Source organism: Tunturiibacter gelidiferens (assembly GCF_051013345.1).
Classification (GTDB): domain Bacteria; phylum Acidobacteriota; class Terriglobia; order Terriglobales; family Acidobacteriaceae; genus Edaphobacter; species Edaphobacter gelidiferens_A.
The window spans coordinates 4,089,555-4,105,010 of record NZ_CP132939.1; the positions used below are offsets into that span (position 1 = coordinate 4,089,555).

The 15,456-nt window shown below is 59.9% G+C and carries 10 protein-coding genes and 3 pseudogenes; 8 read left to right on the forward strand and 5 right to left on the reverse strand.

The annotated features are described in order from the left end of the window. Positions 1–490: 490 nt before the first annotated feature. Together RBB80_RS20500 and RBB80_RS20505 are read left to right on the forward strand one after the other, a co-directional pair. Positions 491–1,287: pseudogene (locus RBB80_RS20500) on the forward strand (thioredoxin domain-containing protein). Next, positions 1,260–2,570, forward strand: a complete 1,311-nt coding sequence (locus RBB80_RS20505) for a thioredoxin domain-containing protein (protein ID WP_433964258.1) — start codon at positions 1,260–1,262, stop codon at positions 2,568–2,570. The pseudogene RBB80_RS20500 and the gene RBB80_RS20505 overlap by 28 nt, the downstream one beginning before the upstream one ends. A gap of 49 nt (positions 2,571–2,619) precedes the next feature. Here RBB80_RS20505 and RBB80_RS20510 read toward each other — a convergent pair whose 3' ends face one another. Further along, on the reverse strand, positions 2,620–3,627 hold the full coding sequence (locus RBB80_RS20510; RefSeq protein WP_433964259.1) for a mechanosensitive ion channel family protein: 1,008 nt from the start codon (positions 3,625–3,627) through the stop codon (positions 2,620–2,622). A gap of 111 nt (positions 3,628–3,738) precedes the next feature. Between RBB80_RS20510 and RBB80_RS20515 the strand changes: the two genes are divergently transcribed. Then, complete coding sequence (locus RBB80_RS20515; protein WP_433964260.1) at positions 3,739–4,098, forward strand: hypothetical protein; 360 nt, start codon at positions 3,739–3,741, stop codon at positions 4,096–4,098. A gap of 55 nt (positions 4,099–4,153) precedes the next feature. Here the strand turns inward: RBB80_RS20515 and RBB80_RS20520 are convergent, their stop codons facing one another. From RBB80_RS20520 to RBB80_RS20530, 3 genes and pseudogenes are all read right to left on the reverse strand, one after another. Next, a complete protein-coding gene (locus tag RBB80_RS20520) occupies positions 4,154–4,333 on the reverse strand; it encodes a S8 family serine peptidase (protein WP_433964261.1) in 180 nt (59 codons plus the stop codon). 242 nt (positions 4,334–4,575) lie between these two features. Then, positions 4,576–5,196 (reverse strand): annotated as a pseudogene (locus RBB80_RS20525) (S8 family peptidase); the annotation flags it as partial. Then, on the reverse strand, positions 5,150–5,842 hold the full coding sequence (locus tag RBB80_RS20530) for a hypothetical protein (protein ID WP_433964262.1): 693 nt from the start codon (positions 5,840–5,842) through the stop codon (positions 5,150–5,152). The pseudogene RBB80_RS20525 and the gene RBB80_RS20530, both read right to left, overlap by 47 nt. Positions 5,843–6,059: 217 nt before the next feature. Between RBB80_RS20530 and RBB80_RS20535 the strand changes: the two genes are divergently transcribed. The 5 genes and pseudogenes from RBB80_RS20535 (at position 6,060) to RBB80_RS20555 (ending at position 14,763) form a co-directional block, all read left to right on the forward strand. Further along, on the forward strand, positions 6,060–8,366 hold the full coding sequence (locus tag RBB80_RS20535; RefSeq protein WP_433964263.1) for a sodium-translocating pyrophosphatase: 2,307 nt from the start codon (positions 6,060–6,062) through the stop codon (positions 8,364–8,366). A 187-nt stretch (positions 8,367–8,553) separates the two neighbouring features. Further along, positions 8,554–10,737: pseudogene (locus tag RBB80_RS20540) on the forward strand (alpha-ketoacid dehydrogenase subunit alpha/beta). Between the two features lie 125 nt (positions 10,738–10,862). After that, a complete protein-coding gene (locus tag RBB80_RS20545; protein WP_433964264.1) occupies positions 10,863–11,699 on the forward strand; it encodes a DUF1800 family protein in 837 nt (278 codons plus the stop codon). Next, entirely contained in the window at positions 11,675–13,096 is a 1,422-nt protein-coding gene (locus RBB80_RS20550; RefSeq protein ID WP_433964265.1) for a DUF1800 domain-containing protein, read from the forward strand. Before RBB80_RS20545 ends, RBB80_RS20550 begins: the two co-directional genes overlap by 25 nt. Before the next feature lie 344 nt (positions 13,097–13,440). Beyond that, a complete protein-coding gene (locus RBB80_RS20555) occupies positions 13,441–14,763 on the forward strand; it encodes a DUF1501 domain-containing protein (RefSeq protein WP_433964266.1) in 1,323 nt (440 codons plus the stop codon). Between the two features lie 291 nt (positions 14,764–15,054). Here the strand turns inward: RBB80_RS20555 and RBB80_RS20560 are convergent, their stop codons facing one another. After that, the gene (locus RBB80_RS20560) at positions 15,055–15,453 is read right to left on the reverse strand and encodes a DoxX family protein (RefSeq protein WP_433964267.1); all 399 of its coding nucleotides are present in this window, start codon (positions 15,451–15,453) and stop codon (positions 15,055–15,057) included. Positions 15,454–15,456: the final 3 nt, after the last annotated feature.

A 15,456-nucleotide genomic window follows, 5' to 3' on the forward strand; every position in this document is an offset into this window, starting at 1 on the left:
GGGCTCGAGCTGCGGCTCGGGCCTTTTTTGTTTGGTTTTTGCTGTGAGTAAGAACAACGGCAAAGATGAAATGCGGGGAGATGACAGGTGTTGGAGTGGGTGGGCGACGGCGAGACAAAGATGAAATACGGGGGTTCTCTCCACTGCGCAGTTCACGATGAGACCGTGAACTGCTTCGGTCGAGATGACGACTTTTTGGGGGTGACGAGATTTTGTTGAAGACGAGACTTTGTTGAAGACGAGATTTTTGTTGAAGGTGAGATTTTATCGAACCGGACTGCAAAGGCGGTTGAAATGATTGCGGTGAGAGAAAACTAGAGACTGGTGCGGTCGGCGCGGCGTTGAAGATCGGGAAGACGCGTTTGCACTAGACTGGAAGACTATGAGTCAGGAACAGGCAGCAGGTCAGGAAGTGGCGGGGAGTCACGAGCAGGCTGATGGACATTTGAACTCTTTGGCGAAGGCTGCTTCGGCTTATCTTCGGTCTGCGATGCATCAGCCAGTGGATTGGCAGGAGTGGGGCGAGGCGGCGTTTGAGAAGGCGAAGATGGAGGATAAGCCGATTTTGCTGGATATCGGCGCGGTGTGGTGCCACTGGTGTCATGTGATGGATCGGGAGTCGTATGAGAATTCGCTTACGGCGAAGATCATCAACGATCACTTTGTTGCGGTGAAGGTTGACCGGGATGAGCGTCCGGATGTGGATACGCGATACCAGGCGGCAGTGTCCGCGATTAGTGGCCAGGGTGGCTGGCCGCTGACTGCGTTTCTGACTCCGGAGGGAAAGCCGTACTTTGGGGGACTTATTTTCCTCCGGCGGATCAGCATGGACGGCCAGGATTTCAGCGGGTGCTGTTGACGATGGCGGAGGCGTTTCAGAATCGGCGGGATGAGGTGAATGAGTCGGCCGGAAGCGTGATGGCGGCGATTGAGCATAACGAATCGTTTATGGGGAGGAGTGGGAATCCCGGGCCGGAACTGGTGGCGAAGCTGGTGTCTTCAGCGTTGAAGCAGTTCGATGCGAGGTCGGGTGGGTTTGGGTCGCAGCCGAAGTTTCCTCACTCGGGGGCGATCGATCTTCTGCTGGATGTGGCGTCGAGGGTGTCGGCTGGTGGGTTGGAGGATGTGAGCGAGTCGGCGAAGACTGCGGCGATGGTGACGCTGCAGAAGATGTCGAAGGGCGGGATCTACGACCATCTGGCGGGGGATTTCATCGCTACTCGGTGGATGAGCGATGGGTGGTACCGCACTTCGAGAAGATGTCGTATGACAATAGCGAGCTGCTGAAGAACTATGTGCACGCGTTCCAGACTTTTGTGGAGCCTGAGGCGGCGCGGGTGGCGCGAGAGATGATTCGGTGGATCGATGAGTGGCTGAGCGACCGGGAGCGCGGTGGTTTTTATGCTTCGCAGGATGCGGACTTTTCGCTGGAGGATGATGGCGACTACTTTACGTGGACACGCGATGAGGCTGCGGAGGTTTTGACTGCGGAAGAGCTTGCGGTGGCGAGTGCTTACTACGACATCGGCGAGATCGGCGACATGCACCACAACCCGGCGAAGAATGTCTTGCATGTGCGTGGAACGCTGGAGGGAGTGGCGAATGCGAATGCGATCACCGTTGAGGTGGCGAAGGAGAGGCTGGCTGCTGCGAAGGAGAAGATGTATGCGGCTCGGTTGAGGCGACCTACGCCGTATGTGGATAAGACGATCTATGTGAGTTGGAATGGGATGATGATCTCCGCCTACCTGGAGGCGGGACGCGTGCTGGATATGCCGGAGGTGCGGGCATTCGCACTGAAGTCTCTGGACCGCGTGCTGGCGGAGGCCTGGAACGTTGAGGCTGGGCTGGCTCATGTCGTCGCGTATGGGGAGCAGGGTGGGATCGGCGCGAGGGTGGCTGGTGTGCTCGAGGACTATGTGTTTCTGGGGCATGCGGCGCTCGATGCGTGGGAGATGACTGGCGAGATCCGGTACTACACGGCTGCCGCGGCGATTATGGAGAGTGCTCTGGTGAAGTTCTATGACCCGGTGGGGTGCGCGTTTTTCGATACCGAGAGTGTCGCAGAGGGTGAGACCAGGCTGGGAGCGCTGGTGACGCGCAGGAAGCCGCTGCAGGATTCTCCTACGCCTGCGGGGAATGCCGTGGGAGCGGCCTTGCTGCTGCGGTTGGAAGCGCTGAATGGGCGGGAGGATTATGCGGTAAAGGCTCTGGAGACACTGGAGACGTTTGCCGGTGTGGTGGAGCACTTTGGGCTGTATGCGGCAAGCTATGGGCTGGCGTTGCAGAGGATGGTGCTGCGGGCGGTGGAGATCTGTGTGATTGGGGACGATGCCGCGGCGAGGAGGCTCGAGGCGGTGGCGCTGGCTCGCTATGCGGTGAATAAGAGCGTGATCCGTTTGCGGAGGGATCAACTGGGTGCGCTGCCTCCGGCGCTGGCGGAGACGTTACCGCATCTGCCGGGGCTCGGGAGTGAAGGGAGTTTTGCGGTGGTTTGCAGTGGGAAGGGATGTCTGCCGCCGGTTTCCGGGGTGGATGAGTTGATTGAGGCTATGAATAAGGCTCTGTGAGTGTGTCAGAGACTTGTCCTGCCGGACGGGCTCGCTGCGCGCGAGGCGGTCACTTCGTGACTTTTCTACTTTTGGTGGGGCTGACCTCCCGTTGGTCGGTTGGGTTTTCTAGTTGCCCGTGAGAGGCTGCTGGGCGGGTGGGGCGGGTGGGGCGGGTGGGGCGGTGGGGTTGGGGGGCGGAGGATGAGCATGTTGGCGGGATCGTTGCCGAGGGGATGCCGTCTTTTTCGAAGGCGAGGATGATGCGGCGGCGCAGTTCGCGGAGGACGCGGTCGCGCTGATTGACGCGGACGCGGATCTGGACGGGATAGGTGACGGCGCGGCCGTCGATCTTGTCGACGCCGAGGATGACGGGGTCGGCGACTGTGATGTCCTTGAAGGCGGAGTCTTCGCGGATGTCGCCGGCCACCTTGGTGAGCAGGGCGATGACTTTGTCGGGGTTGGCGCTGGCATCGACGCTGACGTTGAGGGCGGCGACGGCGTAGTCGCGGGAGAGGTTGGAGACGGTGGCGATTTGGCTGTTGGGGATGATGTAGAGTGTGCCGTCGCTGTCGCGCAGGCTGGTGCGGCGAAGGGAGAGGTCTTCGACGGTGCCTTTGAGGCCGGCGAGGACGACGATCTCGCCGACGTTGTACTGGTCTTCGAGGACGATGAAGATGCCGTTGAGCATGTCCTTGAAGATGGACTGCGCGCCGAGGCCTACGCCTACGCCGACGATTCCGGCGGAAGCGAGGATGGGCTGGTAGGGGATGTCGAAGATGTTGAGGAGTTGCAGAAAGCCGATGAAGCCGAGGACGCCTAAGGAGGTGGCGCGCAGAATGGAGGCCAAGGTGCGAAGCTGGGCGGCGCGATGGAAGTTTGCAGCCTGGTGGTCGGCGCGAGAGCGCATCTTTTTGACGAAGAAGAAGACAATGCGCTGGAGGATGAAGAGAAGCAACAGGAGGACGAGGATCTTGGGCAGTTTGTTCTGCACGAAGAGCAGGAAGCCGTTGTGCCAGTTACGTTCGATGGCCTGAACGATGGGTTCGTCTTGCGGGGCCATGGCCAGAAGGAGCATGATTACAGCGTCTCGCTTTCGGGAAGGAATGGTGTGAACAGAATGCGTCAGCTATTTGTAAGATGCAATTCAGACTGGAAATAAGCGGGGGCGGGATGGCTGGAGGATGCCATGAGAGTGCTGCGATTTGGAGTGATCGGGGTTGTGTTGTTGGTGGGCGTGTCTGGACGGGTAAGTGGGGGACAACTGCAGCAGATTCAACAGGGGCAGCATTTTCCCGGGCAGGTGCGCGAGCCGGATATTACGGATCCGAATATCGACCAGCATCGGCTGGAGCAGCAGGAGAGTATACGGAGCTCCGAGCGGCAGAAGCGGCTGGTGGCGGATACGGATAAGCTGTTGGCGCTGGCTACGGATCTGAAGCAGCAGGTAGATAAGACGAACAAGAATATTCTGTCAGTGGATGTGATCAAGAAGGCGGATGAGATTGAGAAGCTGGCTCATAGTGTAAAGGAACGGATGAAAGGCTAGGGATAAGCTCAAGATCCGGAATCGTTTAGTGTTAATGCGTGGTCGTATTCTACGGCTATGGGGTGGGCTGGGAGAGGGCTGCGGCTGCGTTTACCAAAGGGATGGAGAGGCCGGGGAGGGTGACGGCTGAATTGCGCATTGCGGTGGCTACGGTCGCGGCGCTCCAGTCCGGGTGGGCGGCGCGGACAAGAGCTGCGGCTCCGGCGGCCAAAGGGGCGGAGGCGCTTGTGCCCATGGCCTGAACGTAGGCGGTGTGGCCCAGGTTGAAGCATCCGTAGCTGTGGGCGGAGTCTGTGGGGAGGCCGTCGACGGTGTTGGGCAGGCCGGAGCTGCAGGCGCCCTGAATCCAGCCGCTGACGCCGGCGTCGGGGCCGTCGGGATAGCTGCCGCCGGGTGCGGCGAGGGCGTTGAGGGGGCTCCATAGTTGGTGTAGTAGGCGAGTGAGACCGGGCCGGCGGTGCAGGTGGCTCCGGGAGTGGTGTTCTGTGCGCAGGCGGCGTTGGTGGAGGCCGCGATGGCGAGGACGCTGCGGGACTGAGCAGGGAGTTCGACGTAGCGGGGGTTCGAGAGGTCGATGCCGTCGTTGCCGGCAGAGGCGACGAGGACGATATTGGCCTGGGCGGCGGCGTAGGTGATCTGGTTGAAGGCGGCGAGGAGACCGGCTCCGTCTCCGGTGGTGAGGTCGGCGACGGCTCCGACGGAGAGGGAGATGACGTCGGCGCGATTGGTGACGGCGTCTTCGATGCCCTTCATGACCCAACTGAGAAGACCGCTGGCCTCGCCGGCTTCGCACTGATCGGCGGGGTTGGTATCTCCGGTGATGGAGGCGGGCATGCGCTGGAGGACTTTGATGTTGAGGATGGTCGCGGCGGGAGCTACACCGATGATCTTGCCGGTTCCAGGGCCGAGGGCTCCGGCGGCGAGGGAGGCGGTCCAGGTGCCGTGGCCTTGCTGGTCCTGCGGGGTGCCGTCGTCGCAGGCGCTGGGATAGGCGGTCTGGTCGACTTCAGTGAGGTTCAGGGCCAGGTTGGGGGAGAGATCGGGGTGGGTTTTATCGATGCCGCTGTCGATGATGGCGATGCGAATGCCTTTGCCCATGGTGGTGTCCCAGGGGCCGTGTGCGGGGCCGCCGGGGACGTTGTTTCCGTAGCCGCCTACCTGCTGGACGGCCCATCCCTGGGGAGTGGAGGTGTAGTAGGTGTCGTAGGCCGGGGGTGGAGGAGGCGGTAGCGGAGGGGGTGGTGTTGGGAGGGAGGGGGGCGGACGTGATGGGACCGTGGGTGGGGAGTCTGCCTAAGCTGGTTATTGGCGTGAGCGATTGCGCTCCGTTGCTAATGCGTGCGGTGACTGCGATGGGCCGGAGGCGGAGACGCAGCGCGGAGACGATTCGGTCGTGGAGGACGTAGCTTACGTTGGGTTGGGCGGAGAGGAGACGGAGAGTGGTTGCGTCGTCTTGCGATGCGGGAGACTGGACGGCAGCAATGCCGAGGTGTTCGTTGCGTTGGGTGAGCCGGGCGCCGGATGAGACGACGTGGGCTTCGGCGTCGCCGGGGATGGTGGCGTTTCGATAGACGACGAGGTAGCGATGGGGCGCGACGCTGGTGGTGTCGATTTGCGCCACTACGGGGAGGGGGAGGAGAGGGAGAAAGAGAGCGGCGACACGCGAGATAGTTCGGCAGAACAGACGGGTGCGAGCCGTTTGGGGAGTTGGTTCCGGGGAGGCGAATTCTTTGGAGACGGACACGGCGGCACCTCGTGATTGCGCTGAGGTATCAATCGGCGCCGCGAGAATTTGCATTAGTGCCGGTACGGTTGTGTGCTATTACTTTGGTCTATCGATCAAGTGAGATTTGACTGATCCTGCTCGATTAGCGGATACATTGACCCTGTTTGATTGCACGTGCTCTAATTGCCGCCTTTGTGAAGCAGAGAGAAAGTTTGTGTTCTAAGGAGACCTTTGCATGGTTGGAGTACGTATTTTGGCGTTGGCCGTTCAGCAGGTTCCCTTTACCCCTGCGGTTGTCGACGGTGGCGATGGACGGATTTATCTGTGGGTGGCTCTAGGGGTTGGTGTGCTGGCGTTGGTTGCAGCGCTGATGCTGGCGCGGGCGGTAATTGCGTCGGATACGGGGACGCCGGAGATGCAGGCGATCTCGAATGCGATCCGCGAGGGTGCCGAGGCATTTTTGCGGCGGCAGTACAAGACGATTGGCGCGATTGCGGTGGTGCTGGCGGTGGTGGTGTTTGTAGGGTATAGGCTTTCGCCGAGGACGTCGCCCTACGCGTTGAAGACAGTGGTGAGTTTTCTGGTGGGGGCGGTGTGCTCGGGGCTGGCGGGCTTTACGGGGATGTATTGCTCGATTCGGGCGAATATACGAACGGCTTCGGCGGCGCGGACCAGCTTGAATAAAGCGCTGCAGATGGCGTTGCGCGGCGGAGCGGTGACGGGATTGGTAGTGGTGGCGCTTTCGCTGCTTGGTGTGGGGGTGCTGTTTCTGTTCTTTGGCGGTCTGGAGCATCCGCAGGCGGTTCCTTATCAGCTGGTAGGATTTGGGTTCGGGGCTTCGCTGGTGGCGTTGTTTGCGCAGCTCGGCGGCGGTATCTATACGAAGGCAGCGGATGTGGGCGCGGACCTGGTGGGCAAGGTGGAGGCGGGGATTCCTGAGGATGATCCGCGGAATCCGGCGGTGATCGCGGACCTGGTGGGTGATAACGTCGGCGACTGCGCGGGTCGTGGTGCGGACTTGTTCGAGTCGACGGCGGCTGAGAATGTGGGCGCGATGATTCTCGGTGCGGCGCTCTATCCGGTGTTTGGAGTGAAGGGGATTCTGTTTCCGCTGATCGTGCATGCGATTAATTTGATTGCGAGCATCGTCGGCGTGTTTGTGGTGAAGACGCGTGAGGATGAGGACCCGATGCACGCGTTGAACAAGGGATTTTATGTGACCTCGGCGTTGGCGCTGGCCGGGTTTGCCGGTGCGGTTTATACGATGTTGAATGGGCCGCAGGTGCAGCCGCTTTGGTTGCTGGGGTGCGGCGTGATTGGGCTGGTGACGGCTTTTCTGTTCGTCTGGATTACGGAGTACTACACGGAGGCGATTTATCGGCCGGTGAAGTCGATCGTTGAGGCTTCGGTGACGGGGCCGGCAACGAACATCATCAGCGGACTGGCTGTGGGGATGGAGACGCCGGCGATGCCGGTGGTGGTGATCTCGGCGGCGCTGTTGCTGAGCTACTACTTTGGCGTACAGGGGTTGGCCGGTGTGGCGGGGATCAGCGATTACGCCAAAGGTATTTATGGGACGGCGATTGCCACGATGGGGATGTTGAGCTGCGCAGCTTACATTCTGGCGATGGATACTTTCGGGCCGATTACGGATAATGCAGGCGGAATCATCGAGATGTCGAATCAGCCGCATGAGATTCGTGACCGGACGGACAAACTGGACTCGGCGGGGAATACGACGAAGGCGCTGACGAAGGGATATGCGATCGGATCGGCTTCACTGGCGGCGTTTCTTCTGTTCTCGGCTTACCTCGAAGAGATCAAGACAATTGTAACTGATAAGGTTGCACTTGCTGGCGGGTACATGCCGGCGGGTTGGAGCTTTACGAATATCAACCTGGCGCAGGTGCCGGTGTTTGTAGGCGCGCTGCTGGGTGCGATGTTGACTTACCTGTTCAGCTCGCTGGCGATCAAGGCGGTGGGGCGAACGGCGCAGATGGTGGTGAAGGATGTGCGCGACCAGTTCAAGGAGAATCCCGGGATTATGCTGGGGACCTCGAAGCCGAACTACGCGCGCTGCGTGAACATCGTGACTGTGGCTGCGTTGAAGGAGATGGTGGTGCCTGGGTTGCTGGCGGTTGGGTTGCCGGTGGCGGTGGGTCTGATCTTCAGACATTTGAGTTCTAGCTATCAGGCCAGTTCTGCGCTGTATGCGCCGGGAACGATTTTGCCTGTGCCCGCGATTGGCGGAGTGCCGGTGAATCTCGCTGGAGCGGAGGCTGTGGCTGGATTGTTGATGGTCGGGACTATTTCGGGTGTGTTGCTGGCGATGCTGATGAACAACGGCGGCGGGGCTTGGGATAACGCGAAGAAGTTTATCGAGACGGGACAGTATGGAGGAAAGAAGTCGGAGGCGCACAAGGCGGCGGTTGTGGGAGATACGGTGGGTGATCCTTTCAAGGACACGGCTGGGCCTAGCTTGCATGTGCTGATCAAGTTGCTGGCTACGATTACGCTGGTACTTGCGCCTTTGTTTGTCTAGTTGCGTGTGAGCGGAGACGGGTGACCTTTGGGTTGTCCGTTTTTCTGCGAATTTTTCTCTTATGCCTGAGAGGTTGGAAACGATCGCGGAGCAGCAGAGCCAGGGATGGCTGCTTCCCGGTACAATCCTGTCTGCGGCGTAATTGCGCTGCGGCTTTTGAACATGGTTTCTCGTAAAGGATGGGCGTATGGCAAGACAGTCTGGATCCGGTGTGCAGGAGAGTAAGAAGACGGTAGGAAGCGTGGCGGAGAGCTTGCTGACGCGGGAGCAGCTGGTGGAGTTTTATCGGCTGATGTACCTGTCGCGGCGCACGGATGATCGCGAGATTGTTTTGAAGCGGCAGCAGAAGATTTTTTCAGGTCTCGTGTGCTGGGCATGAAGCGTTGTTGGTGGCGGCGGGAATGGCGCTGAAGCCCGGGTATGACTGGTTTTTTCCTTACTATCGGGATCGGGCGATTTGCTTGACGCTGGGCAATACGGTGGAGGAGCAGCTGCTGCAGGCGGTGGGTGCGGCCGATGATACGGCGAGTGGCGGACGGCAGATGCCTTCGCACTGGTCGAGCAGAAAGTTGAATATTGTTTCGCCGTCTTCGTCGACGGCTACGCAGTGCCTGCATGCGGTTGGGTGTGCGGAGGCGGGGAGATTTTTTACGAAGCATCCTGAGGCGGCGAAGAAACATGAGGGAGACTATCGCGAGTTCAAGGATGTGACGTTTCATGGCGATGAGGTGGTTTATGTTTCGATCGGTGAGGGGTCGACGAGTCAGGGAGAGTTCTGGGAGTCGCTGAATACGGCTTCGAATGGGAAGCTGCCGGTGTTGTATGTGGTCGAGGACAATGGGTATGCGATCTCGACGCCGGTGGAGGTGAATACGCCGGGGGAAATATCTCGAAGCTGGTGGCGAACTTTCCTAACTTCCACTTTGCGGAGATTGATGGCACCGATCCGATTGCGAGTTACAAGGCGATGGTGGAGGCGGTGGCTTATTGCCGGTCGGGTAAGGGGCCGGCGCTGGTGCATGGGCATGTGATTCGGCCTTACTCGCACTCGCTGAGCGATGATGAGAGGCTGTACCGGTCAGTGGAGGAGTTGGATGCGGATGCTGCGCGGGACCCGATCTCGCGGATGCAGATGTGGCTGCTGCGCGAGGGGATTCTGGATGCTGACGGGATCAACAAGCTTGAGCGGCAGGTAGATGAAGAGGTGCAGCGGGCGGCGGATCGTGCGGTGATGGCGACGTTGCCCACTGTGGCTTCGATTAGGAAGCATGTTTATTCGGAGGATCTGAGCTCGCTTGATGCGCGGTTTGCGACCGAGCCCAAGCCGACTGCGGATGCGACGGAACGGACGATGGCGGACTTGATTAACTGCTGCCTGAAGGACGAGATGCGGCGGGATGAGAGGGTGGTGGTGTTTGGCGAAGATGTGGCGGATGCTACTCGCGATGGGGCGCTGCGGGCGGGGAAGATCAAGGGCAAGGGCGGTGTGTTCAAGCTGACTGCGGGACTGCAGACGGAGTTTGGCAGCGATCGGTGCTGGAACTCGCCGCTGGCCGAGGCGAATATTACGGGCCGTGCGATTGGTATGGCCGTGCGCGGGATGAAGCCGGTGGTGGAGATTCAGTTCTTCGACTACATCTGGCCGGCGATGCACCAGATGCGCAATGAACTTTCGCTGATGCGGTGGCGGTCGAATGGAGACTTCAACTGCCCGCTGGTGATGAGGGTGCCGATTGGCGGGTATCTGACGGGTGGGTCGATCTATCACTCGCAGTCGGGGGAGAGTATCTTTACGCATACACCGGGGGTGCGGGTGGTGATGCCGTCGAATGCGCTGGATGCGCTGGGGTTGTTACGGACGGCGATTCGTTGCGATGATCCGGTGTTGTTTTTGGAGCACAAGCGTTTGTATCGGGAGACGTTTGGGCGGGCGGCTTATCCGGGGCCGGATTATTGCATTCCGTTTGGGAAGGCGAAGATTGTGCGGCCGGGGAAGGACCTGACGGTGTTGACGTATGGTGCGGTGGTGCCGCGGGCGCTGCAGGCGGCGCAGAAGCTGCATCGCGATACTGGCGTGGATGTGGAGCTGATCGATCTGCGGAGTTTGACTCCTTACGACTGGGAGGCGATTGCGGAGAGCGTGAAGAAGACCAATCGCGTGATTGTGGCGCATGAGGATATGTTGAGTTGGGGGTATGGCGCGGAGATCGCGGCGCGGATTGGGGATGAGTTGTTTCATGATCTCGACGCTCCAGTCAGGCGTGTGGCGGCGATGGATACTTTTGTGGCGTATCAGCCGCTGCTGGAGGATGCGATTCTCCCTCAGCCGGAGGATCTTTATCGAGCGATGGCGGAGTTGGCGGCGTTCTAAGAGCTGCTCCGCTGTGGCGGGTGGGTGAATTATCGCAACTGCTCCGTCGGTTCAGTGTCTGTTACTACAGGTGCAAATCTGTGGTCGGCTGCGCCGCGTGATTTTTGGTGTAGTGAGGAGTAGCGATGCGATCTGACGCGAGAGCCGGGATATTTCTTGGTGGAGTGCGGGTTTTAGTCTCGTGTGTTTTGTGTGTGTTGATGGCGGAGCAGCCGATGGTGGCGGCTGTCTCGACGAAGAAGGCGGTGGTGTCTTGGGTGCAGCAGATTCAGAGCGAACAGCGGGTGCTGCATGCGCTGAACCGGTTTACGTTTGGGCCGCGGCCGGGGGATGTGGCGGCGGTGCGGGCGATTGGGGTGAAGGCGTGGTTCGAGCGGCAGCTGAATCCGCAGAGTATCGATGATTCGGCGCTGGAGGAGCGCCTGGCTGCGTTTCCTGCGATGAGGATGGAGCAGGCGGAGCTGATGCAGCGGTATCCGAGCCCTGGGGTGTTGCGGCAGATGATTGCGAAGAACGAGCCGCTGCCGGGTGATCCTGTGGAGCATGCGATCTATGCGGATCAGATTGCGTTTTACAAGGCCGCGAAGGCCAAGAAAGAGGCGGAGCAGGCGGCTGTGGCGAAGAACGGCGGGGGCGAGGATGGGATGGTCACGGCGGGTGATGGCTCGATGGCGAAGGGTGCGGAGGAGAGGATGAGCAATGCGGCGCTGCCAGGAGATGGTGTTGATCCCGCGACGCCGGCGATGGCTACTCATGAAGAGCAGTTTTATTCGGGGCTGGATGCAGTGCGGGTGATCGACCTGCCGCCGGATCAAAGGATGCAGCGAATTCTGTCGATGCCGCCGGAGGAGTTGGTGCGGTTTCGCAAGAGCCTGAGCAGGAGTGAGCTGCTGGCGGCGGGGGACGGCCTGTCGCCGATGCAGAGGAGACGCTGGCTGTGCTGCAGGGTTCGCCGAGGATGATTGGAGCGGAGCTGTTGGAGACTCGTATGCTGCGCGATGTCTACAGCGAGCGGCAGCTGGAGGCGGTGATGACCGACTTCTGGCTGAACCACTTCAACGTGTACCTGAAGAAGAATCAGAATGAGCCGTTTCTGTTGCCGGCCTATGAGCGGGATGTGATTCGGCCGCATGCGCTGGGGAAGTTCGAAGACCTGCTGGTGGCGACGGCGAAGAGTCCGGCGATGCTGATGTATCTGGACAACTGGCAGAGTATCGGGCCGGATTCGATGGCGGCGAGGAACGGCGGGAAGCTGGCGAAGTTTGCAAAGAATCCGCAGGTGAAGCAGGCGCTGAAAGATCGCGGGTTGAATGAGAACTATGCGCGGGAGTTGATGGAGTTGCATACGCTGGGGGTGCAGTGTGAGGTGAGCGCGGATCGTCCGGTGAGCATGCTGGACAAGGCGTGTGGGCGGGGGTATACGCAGCAGGATGTGACGCAGGTGGCGGAGGTGTTGACGGGATGGACGATCGATCAGCCAGCGCGGAGTGGTGCGTACCGGTTTGAAGAGCGGCGGCATGAGCCGGGGACGAAGACAGTTCTCGGGAAGAAGATTGGGGAGAATGGCGAGGCAGAGGGGCTGGAGGTGCTCCATATGTTGGCGACCAGTCCGGCTACGGCGGAGTTTATTTCGACTAAGCTGGCGGTGCGGTTTGTGAGCGATACGCCTCCGCCGGCGCTGGTCGACAGGATGGCGAACGCTTTCGTTGCGAGCGGGGGAGACATCAAGACGGTGCTGCGGACGATGTTCGACTCGCCGGAGTTCTGGTCGCCGGAGGTTTACCGGGCGAAGGTGAAGACACCGGAGGAGTTCGTGGTGTCTGCGGTGCGGGCGAGCGGGGCTGAGGTGACGACGGCGATTCCGCTGTTCCAAGCGCTGGAGAAGCTGGGGATGCCGCTGTATGGGATGCAGACTCCGAATGGCTATAGCTGGATGGCGGGGCCGTGGGTGAACTCGGGTGATTTGGTGAACAGGCTGAACTTTGCGGTGTCGTTGAGTAATGACCGCATCGGTGGAGTGCAGACGGATTGGACGCGGTTGCTGGGAGAGCCTGGAGCGGCGCAGAGTTCTTCGGCAGCGGGTAAGTCTGCTGCGGAGAAGGAGCGGAAGCTGGAGGCAGAGCTGCTTGGGCAGGCGGTGAGCGATCGGACGAGAGAGACGGTGCTGGCACAGTTTCAGGATCAGACGACACAGCAGCTGGCGGAGAAGAGTTTTGGGATACGGGCGAATGAACAGGAACCGATGGCGCAGGTGCTGAATATCTCTTCGGCGAAACAACGGGTGAGGTCGCCGCTCGACCGTGAGGCCGCGGGGATGGCGGGACTGTTGCTTGGGTCGCCAGAGTTTCAACGGCGGTAGGCTGATCGAGTTGAAGCGGCGTGTTTGTTGTTTGAGTAAGGAGTTGGCTTTGGTTGATTTGGCAACTTCTTGGATGGAGGTGCGTTTGTAAGTGCAGATGGAAGTTCGGAGGGCGGCAGCAACGACGAAGGCAAAGGCAAATGCGGGGGTCTCTCCACTACGTCACGCGATGAGACTGCGCGACCGGTCGAGATGACGAATATTTGCGGAGGGTTTTTCCGCTACGTCACGCGGTGAGACTCTCGTGACTCCGGTCGAGATGACGGATATTAATGAGCAGTGGCTAAGAGTGGATGGTGCGGACAGCTTCACGGCTGCGTTGAGATTTGTGAGAGGGGTCTAAGATGGCGAACATGAAGAATATGGCGGATCAGAGCGATTGGGGTTGTGATCTTCATGGGCGGGATCGAGCGCGGCGCGGAGTCACGCGGCGCGGGTTTATGAAGGGTGGAGCGTTAGCGCTGATCGGGACTTCGACGATTCCGGCGTTCCTGTCGCGGAGCGTTCTGGCCGAGGTGACGACGGCGGCGGCGAATAAGAAGAAGCTGGTGGTGCTGTTTCAGCGGGGCGCGGCGGATGGGTTGAACGTGGTGGTTCCGTACAAGGAGAAGAACTACTATGCGATGCGGCCTTCGATTGCGATTCAGGAGAAGGACGTTTTGGATTTGAATGGATTTTTTGGGCTGCATCCGGCGATGTCGGCGTTCAAGCCGCTGTATGACCAGGGTCATCTTGCGATTGTTCATGCGGCAGGTTCGCCCGATACGACGCGGTCACACTTTGACGCACAGGATTACATGGAGAGCGGAACGCCAGGGGTGAAGGCTACGGCGGATGGGTGGTTGAATCGTGCGCTGCAGGCAGAGATCCTGACGGGGAAGACTTCTGCGTTTCGTGCGGTGGCGCTGGGAACCCAGGTGCCGCGGACGCTGCAGGGCAAGGTGCCGGCAATTGCTGTGAATAATCTGGCGGATTTCTCCGTGGCCGGGAAGGGACCGCAGACTTCGCCGATCAGCAATGCGTTTCAGGCGATGTATGACGAGAGCTCGGATGCGGTGCTGCATGGGACTGGGCAGGAGACGTTCGAAGCGGTGAAGATGCTGAAGTCGGCGGACCCGGGGAAGTATCAGCCAGCGGCTGGGGTGGTGTATCCGAATACGCCGTTCGGCAACAGCATGAAGCAGGTGGCGCAGCTGATGAAGGCGAACCTGGGAGTGGAGGCTGCGTTCTCTGATGTCGGTGGATGGGATACGCATCAGAATCAGGGGAATGTGAATGGACAGCTGGCGAATCGGCTAAAGGAGTTTTCGGACACGATTGCGGCGTTCTGGAAGGACATGGGAGACGATGCGGAGAATGTGACGCTGGTGACGATGTCGGAGTTTGGGCGGACAGCTCGGCAGAATGGGACGGGTGGGACCGACCATGGGCATGCGAATGTGATGTTTGTGCTGGGCGGCGGGGTGAGGGGCGGCAAGGTGTACGGCAAGTGGCCTGGTCTGGCGAATGAGCAGTTGAACGAGGGGAGGGATCTGACGGTGACGACAGACTTCCGACGCGTGCTGGGCGAGGCGGCCTATAAGACTTTAGGGGCGAGGAATCTTGAACTGGTGTTTCCGGGAGCGCGTGTGAATCCGAGTGAGTTTTTGAACTTCTCTCTGGCTTGATGGGGCTCCGGGTTGCGGATGTATCAAGTGTGTCACTCTTCTGTTTATGGAATGTAAAAATCAACGAGATACAAAATAGTGGAAAAAGCGCGGCAACTTTTCTTTAGATCCTGCGTCTTATTGGATGTAACACACGACAGTCGGGCTTGCAGTTCCCACAGTTCCGGCTTCCCATATCCGCAATAAAAGAACTCCCCACCACAATGTAAGGCTCCCAGAGTATCGGGAGCCTTCACTCCTTTGGTTGGGGAGGGTTTGATTTCGGACGGTTCAGCGTTCGCGGGTTTCGGGTCAGGCGAAGCCGATCTTGCGGTCGAGGGCCATGGCTCCCGCGCCGTAGAAGATCAGCATGATGGCCAGGACAGCCAGGGCAAGGATGTAGTTGTAGAAGTCGAAGCCCTGATGGATGCCGACGGTGACGAAGGCTACCAGCATGTTGATTGCGACCAGAAACGCGGTGAGGCGGGTGAGGAGACCCACGATGAGGAGGATGCCGCCGATGAACTCGGTGTAGGCCGAGACGTATCCGAGCCAGTAGGGCAGGCCGAGGGTGGTGACGTAGTGGCCGTAGTGGTGCAGGGCGCTGAGCGGCAGGACCTTCTCGTAGCCGTAGACCGCCATGGAGATGCCGAGGATGAGGCGCATGAGGAGCGCGCCGGTGGGCTGGAGGCTATTGAGCCATTTCGTCATAAT

Excerpts from the sequence above, each read along its gene's own strand:
- RBB80_RS20505 (WP_433964258.1), top strand. The coding sequence starts at position 1,260 with ATGTCGTATGACAATAGCGAGCTGCTGAAGAACTATGTGCACGCGTTC.
- RBB80_RS20510 (WP_433964259.1), bottom strand. The coding sequence starts at position 3,627 with ATGCTCCTTCTGGCCATGGCCCCGCAAGACGAACCCATCGTTCAGGCC.
- RBB80_RS20515 (WP_433964260.1), top strand. The coding sequence starts at position 3,739 with ATGAGAGTGCTGCGATTTGGAGTGATCGGGGTTGTGTTGTTGGTGGGC.
- RBB80_RS20520 (WP_433964261.1), bottom strand. The coding sequence starts at position 4,333 with ATGGGCACAAGCGCCTCCGCCCCTTTGGCCGCCGGAGCCGCAGCTCTT.
- RBB80_RS20535 (WP_433964263.1), top strand. The coding sequence starts at position 6,060 with ATGGTTGGAGTACGTATTTTGGCGTTGGCCGTTCAGCAGGTTCCCTTT.
- RBB80_RS20545 (WP_433964264.1), top strand. The coding sequence starts at position 10,863 with ATGCGATCTGACGCGAGAGCCGGGATATTTCTTGGTGGAGTGCGGGTT.
- RBB80_RS20555 (WP_433964266.1), top strand. The coding sequence starts at position 13,441 with ATGGCGAACATGAAGAATATGGCGGATCAGAGCGATTGGGGTTGTGAT.
- RBB80_RS20560 (WP_433964267.1), bottom strand. The coding sequence starts at position 15,453 with ATGACGAAATGGCTCAATAGCCTCCAGCCCACCGGCGCGCTCCTCATG.